This window comes from Acetobacter fabarum (genome assembly GCF_040702925.2).
Lineage (GTDB): Bacteria > Pseudomonadota > Alphaproteobacteria > Acetobacterales > Acetobacteraceae > Acetobacter > Acetobacter fabarum_B.
In genome coordinates, this window is sequence record NZ_JBFCXX020000004.1 from 178,442 (window position 1) to 193,377 (window position 14,936).

Genomic DNA, 14,936 nt, shown 5'->3' on the forward strand with positions numbered 1-14,936 from the left:
AATCAGAACGCGGCGTGGGACAGACCCGCTATTCCATTTCATTCCGTTTTCAAAATTGACGCGTCATGTGCTCTGGAAAGTTTGACGTCTATGCCCGTAATCGGTTCTTCCCCGATCATACCTGCGTCAATGCTGCGCACTGGCCGCGCAGAGTTAAGGGGTCAGGCACTGGCCCCCATACTGGCCCCGGCAAACCCCTCCCCCTGCTGCGCGGGATGGAGCAGTTTTTCCACCACTTCGGCTGCGACAAGCGCCGCTATCACCTCGGGGCGTTTGTCCCGCACGCCCCTATCCCCTATGGGGCAGACCAGTGCCGCAAGCTGTTCTGGAGAAATCCCCACTTCTGAAAAGGATTTTTCAAACCGCAAGCGTTTTGTGCGCGAACCGATAAGCCCAACATAGGCCAGACCGGGCCGAAGGAGAGCCGCCTCCACAATCAGCGCATCCAGTGTGTGCGACGGCGTTAACACCAGAACACCCGCACCGGGCTCCGCCGTTGCCAGAACATCTTCCCACGCGGCGGTCACGCGTGCTTCCACACCTTCGGGCACATGGCCAAACTCATGCGCGCGCGGGTCCACCCAGACCAGCCGCAGCGGTAAAGGAGCCAGTGCGTAGGCCAGCGCACGCCCCACATGCCCTGCCCCAAACAAAAACAGGGTTGGGCGCCGGGCGTTCTGCTGGGCCAGTTGCTGTTCAAGCTGTGCACATAACGGAGCACTCAGCACTTCCAGCCTTACGGCCACGCGGCCACCGCAGCACTGGCTGACATTACTTCCCCCCAGCACTATCTGGCGCTCGCACAGTGCCTCGCCCGACTGGAGCATGGCGCGGGCATGCTGCTCACACGCCAGTTCCAGCGCGCCACCGCCAACCGTACCCGCCACAATGGCCTGCCCGACCAGCATGAATGCTCCCTCCTCTCTTGGGGTGGAACCACGGGTAAGCGTTACGCGCGCCACCACCAGAGGCTGAGGCGTCTGCCGCCAAAGGCCAAGTAACTGCTTAGGTGTGTACCTGCGCATGACCCACTCCACCTTGCTGGCGCAGGCGCTCGGCCACGCGCAAAATCTGTTCGGGCGTTGCCGGAGCGTTGAGCCCCGGATAGGTACGATAATTGTCCACACTGGCCAGCGCATCGGAAATGGCATGCAGCACCGCCAGACCATGCACAAACGGTGGTTCCCCCACTGCTTTGGAGCGGAAGATGGTCTCCTCCCGGTTGGGCGCGTTTTCCATGAGTTTGACATTAAAAATACGTGGCCGGTCGGAACAGGCTGGAATCTTGTAGGTGCTGGGTGCATGGGTGCGCAAACGCCCTGATGTGTCCCAGAACAGTTCCTCCATGGTCAGCCAGCCCGCGCCCTGCACAAACCCGCCTTCGATCTGCCCTATATCAATATCCGGGTTCAGGGAGAGGCCCGCATCGTGCAGGATGTCCACCCGCTCCATTCGGTTTTCCCCCGTGAGCAGGTCCACCACAACCTCCGCGCAGGCAGCACCATAAGCAAAGTAATAAAACGGTCGGCCACGCCCTGTTGCACTATCCCATGAGATTTTGGGCGTTTTGTAAAACCCTGTGGAGGAGAGGGAAATACGGGCCATATAGGCCGCATTGACCAGTGTGGCGAACGGCACCGTAGCCTCCCCTACCACCACACCTCCGGCTGTAAAATGCACCTGTTCGGGGGGAACCTGCCATTTGGCAGCGGCAAAGTTTACAAGCCGGTCCTTGATGGTGCGCACAGCCGCCAGCACGGCCATGCCGTTCAGGTCCGCACCGCTGGACGCAGCCGTAGCAGAAGTATTGGGCACCTTGCCTGTCGTGGTGGCGGTAATGCGTACCCGCTCATGGGGCAGCCCGAACTCGCGCATGGCAATCTGCACCATTTTGGTATGCAGCCCCTGCCCCATTTCTGTCCCGCCGTGATTCACCTGCACCGAACCATCAGTGTAAACATGCACCAGTGCCCCGGCCTGGTTAAAATGCGTGGCGGTAAAGGAAATGCCAAACTTGACCGGCATTAACGCAATACCGCGCCGCAGGTACTGGCTTGTCTTGTTAAACTCCCTGATCTGTGCGCGGCGTTTGCGGTAATCGCAGTCCTGCGCAAGCTGGGTCATGACCTCCCCGGCAATGGAATCCTCCACGGTCATGTGGTACGGAGTTACGTTGCGTTCGGTCGTGCCATACACATTGCGCAGCCGCACATCCAGCGGGTCCAGCCCGGTGGCAAAGGCAATCTGCTCCATAATCCGCTCAGCCGCAGCAGCCCCCTGCGGACCACCAAAACCGCGAAATGCCGTGTTGGACTGTGTGTTGGTGCGCAGCGGCACCGAGCGCAGGCGTACATCCGGGTAGTAATAGGCGTTATCGGCATGGAACAGGGCGCGGTCCGTTACCGGGCCGGACAGGTCGGCCGACCAGCCACAGCGGGCGGCCAGTTCCATATCCACCCCCAGAACATGGCCCTGCTCATCAAAACCCACGTCATAATCAATCACAAAATCATGGCGCTTGCCCGTGATCATCATGTCATCATCACGGTCAAGGCGGAGTTTGGCGGGGCGGCCCGTGCGCGCGGCGGCAAGGGCTGCCAGACAGGCCACAATATTGGCCTGAGTTTCCTTCCCGCCAAAACCACCCCCCATGCGCCGGACTTCCACGGTCACAAGGTTGTTGGGGCAACCCAGCACCTGGGCCACCATGTGCTGGGTTTCGGTCGGGTGCTGGGTGGAGGAGCAGATACGCATTTCCCCGTCCTCTCCGGGCCAGGCCAGCGCGGCCTGTCCTTCGAGGTAAAAATGCTCCTGCCCGCCAATGGCCAGCTGGCCTGCAAGCCTGTGCGGGGCATTAGCCAGAGCCTGAGCAGCATTGCCCCGTGTCATTTCCAGCGAACGGCAGACCAGTGCACTCCCCTGTGCGCGGGCCTGCTCTATGTTCAGCACTGCAGGCAGGTCCTCGTATTCCACCCGTGCCAGCACTGCGGCCTGACGGGCGGCGTGGCGGGTTTGAGCCACTACGGCAAACAGGGGCTGGCCACAGAAAAACACGTGGTCTTCAGCCAGCAGGGGTTCGTCCCCCGCCCCCACGGAGCTGATCTGGTTGTGGTGCGCTATATCGCGCGCGCTCAGCACGCAAACCACACCGGGATAAGCCTGCACCGGTCCCAGATCCATGCTGATGATGCGTGCATGGGCGCGGCTGCTCAGGCCAAGGGCAACATGCACCGCATTGGGCGGTGTTGGCATATCATCCACATACCGCGCCTCCCCCGCTACGTGCAGATGTGCACTCTCGTGCCTGAGGGATGATGAGGCCGCACCGGCCACCTGTGCGGAACCCTGAGGTGCAGCCCCTCCGGCTTCAGCCGGCTGTGCTGCCATGGTGTGGGGGTCAACCATGCGCCACCTCCTGCCAGTTCTGTAATGTGGGGGCGTGGTGCAAGGTGCTGTCCATATCAGGCTCAAACAGGCGAACCAGCAGGTTGGCGGCAACCGTTGCCCGGTACCACGCACTGGCGCGCATGTCTGACAGAGGGGTAAAATCCTCTTTTATGGCGGCCTGCGCTGCAAGAAGTGTTGCGGGGGTGCGCGGCTGCCCCGTAAGAGCGGCCTCCGCCCTGCTGGCCCGGCAGGGTATGCCCGCCATGCCGCCATAGGCCAGACGGGCCTGCCGTATGGTGCCATCTTCCGCCATCACCAGCACGAAGGCCCCCAGCACAGCAGAAATATCCTGATCAAACCGTTTGGAAACCTTGTACACGCCGCACACGCTCCCATTTGGCAGCGGCGGAATAAGCACGCCTTCTATAAACTCGCCGGGGCGGATGTCCTGCTTGCCGTATTCCAGAAAAAACGCTTCCAGCGCCACAACCCTGCGTTCAGGCCCGCAGCGCAGGTGGAGTTGCGCACCCGCGGCCATAAAAATGGGCGGGCCATCCCCAATAGGTGACGCATTGCCGATATTGCCGCACACGGTGGCAGCATTGCGGACCTGCGTGGACCCAATACGCCGCAGCGTATCCGCAGCAGCTGGCAGGTGCGCGACCAGATGGGGCATGGCCTCAGTATAGGTAACACCTGCCGCTATCCACAACGCGCCATCGGGGCGGGTATGGACATCGTGCAGGTCGCGGGCAGTACGCACGGCAATAATATGGGGGAGCTGGCGTAACCTTTTGGTGACCCACAAGCCAACATCGGTCCCCCCTGCCACCAGCACGGCCGCCGGGTCCTGCACATAGGCGCTGGCCAGTGCATCCACTGTAGCAGGGAGCGTGACGCGCCCCTGTGGGCTATGCAGTTCCACCGTCTTGCCATCCTGCAGAGCCCGCAGGCGCGCACTCAGCTCCACCGTGCGGGCACTTACGGGTTCGCCATGCCGGGCGCAGTAGGCTGCTGCTTTTTTCATGGCACGCACAATGGGAGCATACCCTGTGCAACGGCACAGATTGCCTGCCAGTGCCTCGTTTATAATCCGCTCGCCATCCAGTGTGCCCTCAAGTGCCGCCAGATCCGCGCGCGTGGACAGCGCGACCATGGACATGACAAACCCCGGCGTGCAGAACCCGCATTGCGATCCGTGTTCGTCCACCATGGCCTGCTGCACCGGGTGCAATGCACCATCGGGGCCGCGCAGGTCCTCCACGGTCAAGAGCTGCGCGCCATCAAGCATCCACACCATATGGATACAGGCATTAACCGCACGCCATACCAGATTGCCCTGCTCCAGCCGCCCGACCAGAACGGTGCAGGCGCCGCAGTCTCCTTCGTTACAGCCTTCCTTGGTGCCGGTGCGGGCCTGCTGGTCGCGCAGCCAGTCCAGCAGGGTCAACTCCGGCGGCAGGCTGGACAGATGGTGGAGTGTATCCCCCACATAAAAGCTGATGTGCTGGCGCATGCGTGCCCTCCCGGCTTATGTTTTTATGCGCATCCGGCACAGAGTATGCGAAACGCCGATGCTTACTCGGTCCGCGCGTGGCCCGCCTGCCCAAGGGCCGCCTGAGATTTGTCCTGCGCGCCCACAACGTTCCAGACCGGGGTTTCGAGTATGACCGTATCCTGTTCCACCATTTGCTCGGAGGAACACAGATTGCCAAAGTTGAACACCAGATGCAGCACAATGGCAGACAGGGCACCCAACGTAATACCGCTGCCAAAAATAACCTGCATCCATGCAGGAAAATGGTCAGCAATATGGGGCTGTGCTGTTGCCAGCATGCTCAGCCCGATGCTGGTGCCCACAATAACCGTGTTGTTCAGATTATCAAAATCCACTTTGACAAGGGTCTGAATCCCCACCACCGCCACGGCGGCAAACATGGCCAGTGCGGCCCCCCCCAGTACCGGCAGGGGCACGCTGGCAATAATGGCAGCAAGCTTGGGCAGGCAGCCAAGCCCCATCATGATAAACGCCGCCGCCACCACAACCCAGCGGCTGGTCACCCGTGTGAGCCGCACAAGGCCCACGTTCTCGGCTATGCAGGTGTAGGGGAAGGAGTTCAGCACCCCGCCAATTATGGTTGCCAGACCATCCGCACGGATTGCCCGCGTGATGTCGGCGGAGGAAATATCCTTTTTGACAATGGAGCCCGTTGCAAACACATCCCCCGTGGTTTCCAGCATGGTAATGATCATGACCACCAGCATGGACAGCACCGGCACCACATGGAAGGTGGGCATGCCAAAGTAAAAAGGCTGCGCAACGGTCACCCACGGGGCGGACAGCACGCCATCAAAACTGGCATCCCCCAGAAACCACGCGGTTAACGTGCCAGCCACCAGCCCGAACAGCACGGCAATGCTGGCCACAAACCCCTTGAACATACGCTGGATGAACAGGATGGAAACCAGCGTGCCCAGACCATACGCCACATTGCGCATGTTAACCGGGTTCTGCATGACCCCCGTGCCCTGCCCGTTAACAATATCATTCGCAGCCACCGGCAGCAGGGCCAGCCCGATAACCAGAATGACAGACCCCGTAACCACAGGCGGGAAAAACCTGACCAGCTTGCCAAACCAGGGTGCCGCCAGAAAGGTAAAGATCCCCCCCGCAATGACCGCGCCAAAAATCTGGGGCAGCCCCTGCACGCCCCCACCCGCAGCCACGCCAATGGCGATCATGGGAGTAACGGCCACAAAGGTCACCCCCTGCAACAGCGGGAGCTTGACCCCGATATAACGCCCAAGCCCCGCGGACTGGATGAAGGAGGCAATGCCACAGGTAAACAGGTCCGCCTCGATCAGATGCTCAAGTGCGGCACGGGGCAGACCCATGGCACCCGCCAGCAGAACAGGCACAATAACGGCGGCTGCATAGAATGTGAGCACATGTTGCAGGCCATAGAAGCCGAGCTTCCAGACCGGGAGCATCTGGTCCACGGGATGGACGGTCTGTGGCGTGTTGCTGGCAGGTTGCATGGCTTAACTCCCCCTGTAGGTCGAATAGGCGTATGGGGCGACCAGCAGGGGCACATGGGCATGCCCGCTGCCGCCAAGACCAAAGCAGATTGGCACAATATCCAGAAACGGCGGGTCCGCCAGCGGTGTGCCCTGCTGGCGGAAATAGGCCGCGACCTCAAACTCCAGACAGTAGGCACCGGCTTCAAGCTCAAGCGCTTTCAGCTCCGGGCAGCGGCCATCGGCATCGGTCTGCCCTGCAAACAGAACGCCTGTGGCCCCACTCAGGCGCAACACCACCCCCACCGCCGGACAACCGGAAACCGTGTTGAGAACATGGGTTGAAAGAGAGCTCATGCCACCACCTTATCGTGCAGACGTAATGCGGCTATTGCGTCAATCTGGTTCAGGGCCTCGGCCAGTTCGGCCTGAGGCGTGCTGGCAAGCCGCTGCTCCATGGCCTGTGCAATAACCTGTTTGGCATGCCCGCCCACCTTGCGCACACAAATAACAAACGGCATGCCGAACTTGTGTGTATACGCATCATTCAGGGCGCGAAAATGCGTGTATTCCTCAGGCGTTAACCGGTCCAGCCCCGCCCCGCCCTGCTCCTGTGCGGAGGCTGCGGTCAGCCCCGGGTCCACCCCCAGACGGTGCCCAAGCTCGGGGTGGGCACGCACAAGCGCATACTGTGCCGCCTCGGGCGCGGCACGCATGGCGGCGGAAAACGCCGCGCACATGCTGCTAAGGTCTGCAAACGGGCGGCTTTTGGCCGCCTGCGCCGCAACCCAGGGGGAATGTTCGTACACACTCCCAAACGCCTCCACAAAAGCGGCATCGGGCATGGCGTTGACCTGCGCCAGAGTGAGCATGGCGGGGGCGGTCATGCCAGAGGTGGTCATGCCGGGTGCACCTTCTGCCAGTGGCGCGCAATATCGGCCCGGGTTGCCACCCATACATCGGCATGGGCTGCCACATGCTCCAAAAAGCGGGCAACAGCCAGTGCCCGTGCGGGCTTGCCTGCCAGACGGCAGTGCAGGCCAACGGACATCATACGGCCACCCTCCTGATAGAGCATGTCAAACGTGTCGCGCAGGTAATGGAAGAACTGCTCGCCCTCGGTAAAGCCGTTCAGGGCGGCAAACTTCATGTCATTCACATCCAGCGTGTACGGCACAATCAGTTGAGGTTTGCCGTAGCGCCGGTCGTAATAGGGGAGGTCATCGGCGTAGGAATCCGCATCATACAAAAAGCAGCCCTCCTCCACGACCAGACGGGCGGTATTGGGGCTGGTACGGCCCTGATACCAGCCCAGCGGCGGCGCACCCGTAACCTGCGTGTGCAGGGCTATGGCCTCGCGCATATGGGCGCGCTCCACCTCCTCTGGCACGTTCTGGTAATCTATCCAGCGCAGGCCGTGGGTTGCAATTTCCCACCCGCTGGCCTGCATGGCGGCAACGGCTGCGGGGTTGCGGGCCAGCGCCATGGCAACACCAAAAACCGTAACGGGCTGGCCTGCTTTTGCAAACAGGCGGTAAAGCCGCCAGAAACCGGCACGACTGCCGTATTCGTACAGGCTTTCCATCTGCATGCAGCGCGCACCAACAATGGAGGACGTGCCGACCATTTCAGACAAAAATGCCTCGGACCCGCGATCATTATGGAGGACGCAGTTTTCCGCGCCCTCTTCGTAGTTGATCACAAACTGCACGGCTATACGCGCGCCACCGGGCCAGTGTGCATCGGGCGGGGTGGCGCCATAGCCGATCATGTCACGCGGGTATGTCTGGTTCATTTTTATCCCGTTTTACGCTTGTTTTTTCAGGCCTGCTCTGGCGGCGGGTCAAAGCTGGTCAGTTCGTCCACATCATAATCCAGCAGGCTTTGCAGGTGCAGGGCTCCGTCCTCCACAAACAGGCTGCGGCCTATGCAGTTGGTCAGTTTTTCCACCCCGAAGCGCATCCCGCTAATGGTTGCCCCGGCAAGCCCCATGCTGGGCATGGCGGAGAACGTAAAGTTGTAGATGCACTGCATCATGGGGGCGAGCGGGTCATTGGCTTCCAGCGGCTGGAACTGGAAGGCGTTGCTCAGGTAAGGATGGCTGCCCAGCAGGGCGCTCTGTTCATCTGCGGGGGCTTCAAACCGGTCTTTCCACAGGGCGACGCGACTGGCGATGCGCCCCAGTTCGGGCCGCTTGGTCAGGTCAATAATAAAGCCTGTGCCAATGATCAGGAAGTCGAACTCCATCTCACCTTTTGGAGTGGTCACGACCACAGCCCCGTTTTCCTCCCGCACGGCGGTCCAGGGGGTGCCGGGGTGGTAGGCAAAGTTGGGGTGCTTGCGGCAACGCCAGAACGTATCCTGCGGGGGCGGCTGGTTCAGGTCATAAATCTTGTACATAAAGCGCCAGCGCAGCAGGTCCGGCAGATCGGCCAGATAGCTGAGGAAGCCTGCATTTTCCATCCAGCGGTAGGGGTTAACTGTAGGGATCTGCTTGCGGCGCAGGCACAGGTCCACGCTGGCAGCGCCATGTTCCAGCACGGTGGCCGCATTATCAAACGCCGAGGCGCCGGCCCCCAGCACACCAATACGCTTGCCGCGCAGGGCTTCGAAGTCAATCTGTTCACAGGTATGAGCATAGCGGCTTTTGGGCAGCCCCTCGCGGATAAAGTCGGGGACATGCCACGCCCCTCCGCCTTCTATGCCGGTCGCCAGAACCACACGGCGCGCCCAGACCACATGCTCGGCCCCACCTGCGCCGGTAAAGGTCAGCCTGAGCAGCCCGTCTTCCCACGCAATGTCAGCCAGACGGTGTTCGTTTTTAACCGGCAGATCCAGCACATCACGCAGCCAGAGCAGATAATCCTGCCAGTCCCGACGGGAAATCTTGTCCAGATCACGCCAGGCCTGCTCGCCGTATTTTGCCTCAAACCAGGATTGGGGGGTCAGGCTGGGAATACCAAGGTCCGGCCCGGTCACATGTTTGGGCGTGCGCAGGGTGATCATGCGCGCAAAGGTGACCCACGGCCCTTCTTCCCCCTGTGGGGCCATGTCAAAAATACAGGTGTTGGCCACGCCGCGCCGCCGCAGGCCAAAACATGTGGCAAGCCCGCCCTGCCCGCCGCCAATAATGGCCACGTCCAGCACATCCCGTCCGTTGTGCTGATGGGGCACGCACCAGTTGCCCGAGGCAAACTCAATTTTGGCAAGATCGTCCCGAACACGTCTGTTTAGCTGTTCCATACCCATTTATCAGTCCACATTATGCAGATCGGGAATCCTGCGTGGTTCCTGATCGCGCCAAATAAAATCAGACTTACTGTTTCACACACGTATCGTTCTTGTATATGACTTAATTCAGCATGATGCGTTCGCAAAAAGAGAGCAAAAGCTGATGCCCGTTTTTTCCCGCTTCCTACGGTATTTCATGGCCGTAGCCCAGCATGGCTCTATCAGAAAAGCTTCGGACGAGTTGCATATTGCCGCATCCGCCATAGACCGGCAGGTGTTGCAGGGCGAAAAAATTCTGGGCACGCAGCTCTTCGAGCGCCTGCCATCGGGCCTGCGGCTGACCACGGCGGGGGAACTGCTCTTAACCTCCTGCCGCCGCTGGTCCCGCGACCTGAACGCCCTGCAAACCCAGCTGGATAACCTGAAAGGCCTGCGGCAGGGGAGCACGGATATTCTTATCCCCGATGCGCTGACCAAGGGTTTTCTGCCCACCCTTCTGGGCAGGCTGCGCCAGACACACCCGGGCATTATGGTGAGCGTGCATGTGCGCAAAAGCCACGATATGGGGGAACTACTGGTCAAGGGCCATGCCGACTTCGCGCTCATGTTCAACCCCGGTCACATGCGCGAATTAACAGTACGCACCCACAAGGAGATCCCGCTTGGTTTTGTCTGCCTCCCCTCGCACGAAATCGCGGGGCTGAAGGAGGCACGCTTCAGTCTTGCGGCGGAATACCCCATGATCATCCCGGCCCCTCCGCTGGCCCTGTGGCGACCCATTGGTGTGCTGGAGGCGGAAACGGGGGTCAAGGTCGCAACCGTGGCCAAGGCCGACAATATCCAGATGATCAAATCCATGGTGCTTGAAGGCGCAGGAGTGGGGATTCTAAGCTATCTGGATGCGTATGATGAGGTACAGAAAGGCCAGCTGGCCTTTACCCCCATTACCAACCGCAAGCTCCCCCCGCTGACACTGGCCCTGTGCGTGGACCGCTCGCGCCAGCTTTCCACCGCCGCGCGGTTTATTATTACCGAAATTGAAAACTTTTTTGCCGAACAGTTCTAACGGCCCGAAAGCACGCCCCCAATGCCCCACACCCCGGACCGCCACGCCATAAGAGGCAGTTACGTTACCTTTTGCGCCAACCCCTTTACCACACCCGATGCACTGGTGCTGGAAGAAGACGGGCTGATTATTATGGAGCACGGGCGCATTACCCAATGCGGCCCCTACGCCACCCTGCACCCCCTGCTGGGAGACAGCACCCCCCTGACCCACTACCCCGATTGCCTGATCAGCGCGGGTTTTATAGATGCCCATGTGCATTACCCCCAGATTTCGGCCATTGCCTCATGGGGGGAGCAGCTTCTGCCGTGGCTGGAACAGTATATTTTCCCCACCGAGGCAGAGTTTGCCGATGTGGATGTCGCCCGACGGACCGCAAGGCTGTTTTTGTCCGAACTGCTGCGTAACGGCACCACAACGGCGGCGGTGTACTGCACGGTGCACCCCCAGTCGGTTGATGCGTTTTTTGAGGAATCCGCCCGCCTTGGCACCCGCATGATCGCGGGCAAGGTGCTGATGGACCGCAACTGCCCCCCCAACCTGCAGGACACCGCCCAGAGCGGGTACGACCAGTCCGCCGCCCTTATTGCGCGCTGGCATGGCAGGGACCGCCAGCTTTATGCCGTAACGCCACGCTTTGCCATAACCAGCACGCCAGAACAGCTTGAACTGGCGGGCGCGTTATTCCAGCACACGCCGGGGCTATTCATGCAGACCCATCTGGCCGAAAATCTGGACGAAATAGCCGCCGTGCGCGGCCTGTTCCCCAACCGCTCATCCTATCTGGATGTGTACGCAAAAGCGGGGCTGGATGGACCACGCGCCATATTCGGCCATGCCATTCACATGGATGAGCATGACTTTGCCCACTGCCACCATTCAGGCTGCACGCTGGCCCATTGCCCGACCTCCAACCTGTTCCTCGGGAGTGGCGCCTTTGCCCTTTTTGACGCGCTCAAACCCACGCGCCCCGTGCATGTGGCACTGGGGACAGACATTGGGGCAGGCACATCGCTCTCGCTTCTGGCCACGATGGGGGAGGCCTACAAGGTGTCACTCATGGCGGGGGATACCCGGCTTTCCGCCGCGCAGGCACTCTGGCTGGCCACAGCAGGGGCCGCACGCGCGCTGCACCTGCACGACCATATCGGCCTGATAGCCCCCGGCATGGAGGCCGACCTATGCGTTATGGACCCCGCCGCCACCCCGCTTATGGCCCAGCGGAGCGCCCGCTGCACCAGTCTGGCCGAGCGCCTGTTTACCTTAATGGTTCTGGGCGATGACCGGGCCATACGCGCCACATGGGCCAATGGCCGACTGGTGCATGCACGGGCAGATACGCAGGCGGATACAGCGGTGCATACGGGCTAGTAAGCCCCCACGCACCCATCGCTCCGGGGGTCTGCCGCCCCTTCAAACAGGCCGCTGGCATGGCGCACCACGGCCCCGGCATGGCCCATCATGCTGGTAAAGGGGGCCACGCGCTCCACCTCGTGCCCGGCCTGCTCCAGACGGGCGATGACACCCGCATCAAACCGGCTCTCCATTTTGAGCGAATGGCTGTGGCTGCCCCATGTGCGCCCCAGCAGCCAGCGTGGCGCGGTAATGGCCTGCTGCAAGGGCACGCCAAACATGGCGTAGCGCGTAAACAGGGCCGCCTGCGTCTGTGGCTGCCCTTCGCCCCCCATAGTGCCGTAAACCATGACCCGTCCATCATCAAACCGGGCCAGAGCGGGGTTAAGGGTGTGGAACGGCTTGCGACCGGGCACAAAGGCATTCCATGCCCCTTCTTCCAGCAGGAAGGACGCGCCACGGTTCTGCCAGAGCAGCCCGGTCTGGGGCAGGAACACACCGGAGCCGAATTCAAAATACAGGCTCTGGATCATGCTGACCGCCACCCCGCGGGAGTCCACGGCCCCCATCCAGGTTGTGTCCCCCATCTGCGCCGGTGCGGGCCATGGCATGGCGCGGTGGGGGTCTATACTGGCTGCCATGGCGTTAAAGCGGGCCGTATCATCCAGAAAACCCTGTGCGTCCTCGCTCATCCAGCGCGGGTCACCCACATGCGCGTTCCGAAACAGGAAGGCATGCTTGGTGGCCTCGACCAGTGCATGCACGTAGGCAAAACCATCCACCTCCTGCACGTTGAGTTTTTCAAACAGTTTGAGAATGGCGAGCGAAGCCACACCCTGAGTTGGCGGGGGAGCATTATAAACCTGCGCACCCGCCACACGGGCATGCAGGGGCGCTGGCGTTGCCACCGCGTGGTGGGCAAAGTCCTGCGCACGCAGGGGGCTTCCGGCGTGGGTCAGGTCCGCCAGCAGCCTGCGGCCAACATCGCCAGTGTAAAAACTGTCCAGCCCGTGACGCACCAGACTTTGCAGGGTTTCGGCCAGTGCCGGGTTTTTGCGTATATCCCCTGCCTGCGGCAAGCGCCCCTGTGGGGCATAGGCTGCGGCAAAGGCGGCATTGCCTAGCAGTTCGGCCTGTTTTTCCGCCAGAAGGGAGGCTTCACTTGTGGTCAGGGCGTAACCGTTCTGAGCGTACCAGATGGCATCTTCCAGCACGGCGTCCAGCGGCAGGGCGGGCTGGAGTGTCGCACTGCGCGTGAGTGCCGCCTGCCAGCCTGAAACCGTGCCCGCCATGGTATTGGCCGCCATGCCCCCACGCCAGGGTACGCTGGTATGGCCTGCGGCCGTGTAGTCCTGCGCACTGGCATGCAGGGCGGCGGCACCGCAGGCTTCCAGCACCTCGGTCCGGCCATCGGGGTAGGAGATCAGCCAGAACGCATCCCCCCCCATGCCGGTCATGTGCGGGTAAACCGCGCACAGGGTTGCGGCCATGGCGGTGACCGCCTCCAGCGCCGTGCCGCCTTGTTTAAGAATAGCCAGACCGCTCTGGCTGGCCAGATGATGCGGGGATGTGACCATCCCCCGGGTGGACTGAAAACTATGCAGCATGGTCTGGGCGGCTCCCGCTCTGGTATGGCCAGTATTGTACGCAGGATACCGCGCTTTTGCGCTATGCCCCATAAACAAAAAAAGCACACCCCCATTGCCGGAGTGCGAGAACCACCCCAGCCTGCCCGCCCAGACAGCCCCTTTGGCCACCTTTACGCCTGACAGCACGCACAAAATCTGACAACCATGCCACTTTGCCCACCACCAGCAGGACCCAACGCCATGCCCCAGAACCATGCAGGCACCCGGCCAGACCAGAGCACCACACCAGAACCAGCCGTGTATCTGGCCGGGCCGGGCGTTTTTGCGCTGGACGCCCGCGCACAGGGGGCGCAACTGGTAGCGGCCTGCACGCGGGCGGGCCTGCGCGGCCTATACCCGCTGGATGCAGCGCCCGACCCAAAAGCCCATGCTGGCCCCACAGCCCTTGCCACAGCCATAGCCCGCGCCAATATGGGCCTGATCCGCCAGAGCCGGGCTGTTATTGCCGATCTTTCCCCCTTCCGCGGCCCCAATGTGGATGATGGCACCGCGTTTGAAATAGGGTACGCCCACGCGCTCGGCCTGCCGGTTTTTGGCTATGCCACCACCACCACCCCCATGGCCGCCTACCCCGAGCGCGTCCTGGCCAGTGGAGAGAGCATGAGCACGGTCATGCTGGACAACCGCACAACACTGGTGGATGCCCACAACATGACGGTGGAGGATTTTGGCCTGCCCGTGAACCTGATGATTGCAACGGTTCTGGCCGATTCCGGCACTGTTTTTTCCTCCGCCCAAGGAGCGATCATGGCCGCGGCGGCCTATCTGCTCACGTGAATTACGGGGGCAGTTCAGCCCGCTCCATCAGCGGGCAGGGCTGCTTCACACCGGACATAGGAATCCTTGTCCCTGAAAAGGAACAGCACGTAATAATCAAGCGCCCGCCCACGCCTGCGCGGGGTGTGGGTATAGAACGGATACACATCCTGCACCGCCCCATACCCTGCAGGCAGCGGGTCTGATGCCATAATCGCATTCACACGGAACAGCGGCACATAAACATGCACCGGGCCGGGGTTACGGCGCACATGCCACAACTGCCGGCGGAACTTGCGCAGGCGGTCTGGCAGAATGAACACCATATTTTCTTCAATAAACCGTTCATCCGGCTGGGGGCTGCGCAGGTAGCGCGCATCGTCGGGCATGTCGCAAAAGTAAGTGTAACCCTGAATAATCATACCCTGCTTGTAATCCCCCTATGCCCCGCAGAACAGACCCGCCCAGCCCCTTAT

At 61.4% G+C, this 14,936-nt stretch carries 13 protein-coding genes; 3 read left to right on the forward strand and 10 right to left on the reverse strand.

All coding sequences use genetic code 11. From position 1 onward, the window contains the following. Positions 1 to 161 precede the first annotated feature (161 nt). The 8 genes from xdhC to AB2L51_RS05390 all read right to left on the reverse strand — a co-directional run bounded on the left by xdhC (position 162) and on the right by AB2L51_RS05390 (position 9,648). Positions 162 to 1,025 (reverse strand): xanthine dehydrogenase accessory protein XdhC, encoded by an 864-nt coding sequence (gene xdhC / locus AB2L51_RS05355; protein WP_395581476.1) that lies wholly within the window; start codon positions 1,023 to 1,025, stop codon positions 162 to 164. Further along, on the reverse strand, positions 1,006 to 3,387 hold the full coding sequence (xdhB, locus tag AB2L51_RS05360; protein ID WP_395581611.1) for a xanthine dehydrogenase molybdopterin binding subunit: 2,382 nt from the start codon (positions 3,385 to 3,387) through the stop codon (positions 1,006 to 1,008). The genes xdhC and xdhB overlap by 20 nt, the downstream gene beginning before the upstream one ends. A 10-nt stretch (positions 3,388 to 3,397) precedes the next feature. Continuing rightward, complete coding sequence (gene xdhA, locus AB2L51_RS05365) at positions 3,398 to 4,903, reverse strand: xanthine dehydrogenase small subunit (RefSeq protein WP_395581475.1); 1,506 nt, start codon at positions 4,901 to 4,903, stop codon at positions 3,398 to 3,400. A 62-nt stretch (positions 4,904 to 4,965) separates the two neighbouring features. Next, entirely contained in the window at positions 4,966 to 6,426 is a 1,461-nt protein-coding gene (locus tag AB2L51_RS05370) for a nucleobase:cation symporter-2 family protein (RefSeq protein ID WP_395581474.1), read from the reverse strand. 3 nt (positions 6,427 to 6,429) lie between these two features. Beyond that, on the reverse strand, positions 6,430 to 6,762 hold the full coding sequence (gene uraH / locus AB2L51_RS05375) for a hydroxyisourate hydrolase (protein ID WP_395581473.1): 333 nt from the start codon (positions 6,760 to 6,762) through the stop codon (positions 6,430 to 6,432). Continuing rightward, positions 6,759 to 7,277: a 2-oxo-4-hydroxy-4-carboxy-5-ureidoimidazoline decarboxylase gene (gene uraD, locus AB2L51_RS05380; protein ID WP_395581610.1), complete on the reverse strand. Its 519-nt coding sequence runs from the start codon at positions 7,275 to 7,277 to the stop codon at positions 6,759 to 6,761. Before uraD ends, uraH begins: the two co-directional genes overlap by 4 nt. Before the next feature lie 26 nt (positions 7,278 to 7,303). After that, on the reverse strand, positions 7,304 to 8,200 hold the full coding sequence (puuE, locus tag AB2L51_RS05385) for an allantoinase PuuE (protein WP_395581472.1): 897 nt from the start codon (positions 8,198 to 8,200) through the stop codon (positions 7,304 to 7,306). Positions 8,201 to 8,226: 26 nt separating this feature from the next. Beyond that, positions 8,227 to 9,648: an NAD(P)-binding domain-containing protein gene (locus tag AB2L51_RS05390; protein ID WP_395581471.1), complete on the reverse strand. Its 1,422-nt coding sequence runs from the start codon at positions 9,646 to 9,648 to the stop codon at positions 8,227 to 8,229. A 151-nt stretch (positions 9,649 to 9,799) separates the two neighbouring features. Between AB2L51_RS05390 and AB2L51_RS05395 the strand changes: the two genes are divergently transcribed. Together AB2L51_RS05395 and guaD are read left to right on the forward strand one after the other, a co-directional pair. Next, positions 9,800 to 10,702 carry a LysR family transcriptional regulator gene (locus AB2L51_RS05395; RefSeq protein WP_395581470.1) on the forward strand — a complete coding sequence of 301 codons (903 nt, stop codon included), beginning with the start codon at positions 9,800 to 9,802 and terminating at the stop codon, positions 10,700 to 10,702. A 21-nt stretch (positions 10,703 to 10,723) separates the two neighbouring features. After that, positions 10,724 to 12,073 carry a guanine deaminase gene (guaD, locus tag AB2L51_RS05400; RefSeq protein ID WP_395581469.1) on the forward strand — a complete coding sequence of 450 codons (1,350 nt, stop codon included), beginning with the start codon at positions 10,724 to 10,726 and terminating at the stop codon, positions 12,071 to 12,073. Here guaD and AB2L51_RS05405 read toward each other — a convergent pair. Then, positions 12,070 to 13,662, reverse strand: coding sequence for a gamma-glutamyltransferase family protein (locus tag AB2L51_RS05405; RefSeq protein ID WP_395581609.1), 1,593 nt, complete (start codon positions 13,660 to 13,662; stop codon positions 12,070 to 12,072). The two genes, guaD and AB2L51_RS05405, sit on opposite strands and share 4 nt — an antisense overlap. 222 nt (positions 13,663 to 13,884) lie before the next feature. On the opposite strand from AB2L51_RS05405, the gene AB2L51_RS05410 reads away from it, so the two are divergent. After that, positions 13,885 to 14,481 (forward strand): nucleoside 2-deoxyribosyltransferase, encoded by a 597-nt coding sequence (locus tag AB2L51_RS05410; protein WP_395581468.1) that lies wholly within the window; start codon positions 13,885 to 13,887, stop codon positions 14,479 to 14,481. A gap of 14 nt (positions 14,482 to 14,495) precedes the next feature. Here AB2L51_RS05410 and AB2L51_RS05415 read toward each other — a convergent pair whose 3' ends face one another. Continuing rightward, positions 14,496 to 14,882, reverse strand: coding sequence for a hypothetical protein (locus tag AB2L51_RS05415; protein WP_395581467.1), 387 nt, complete (start codon positions 14,880 to 14,882; stop codon positions 14,496 to 14,498). Positions 14,883 to 14,936: the final 54 nt, after the last annotated feature.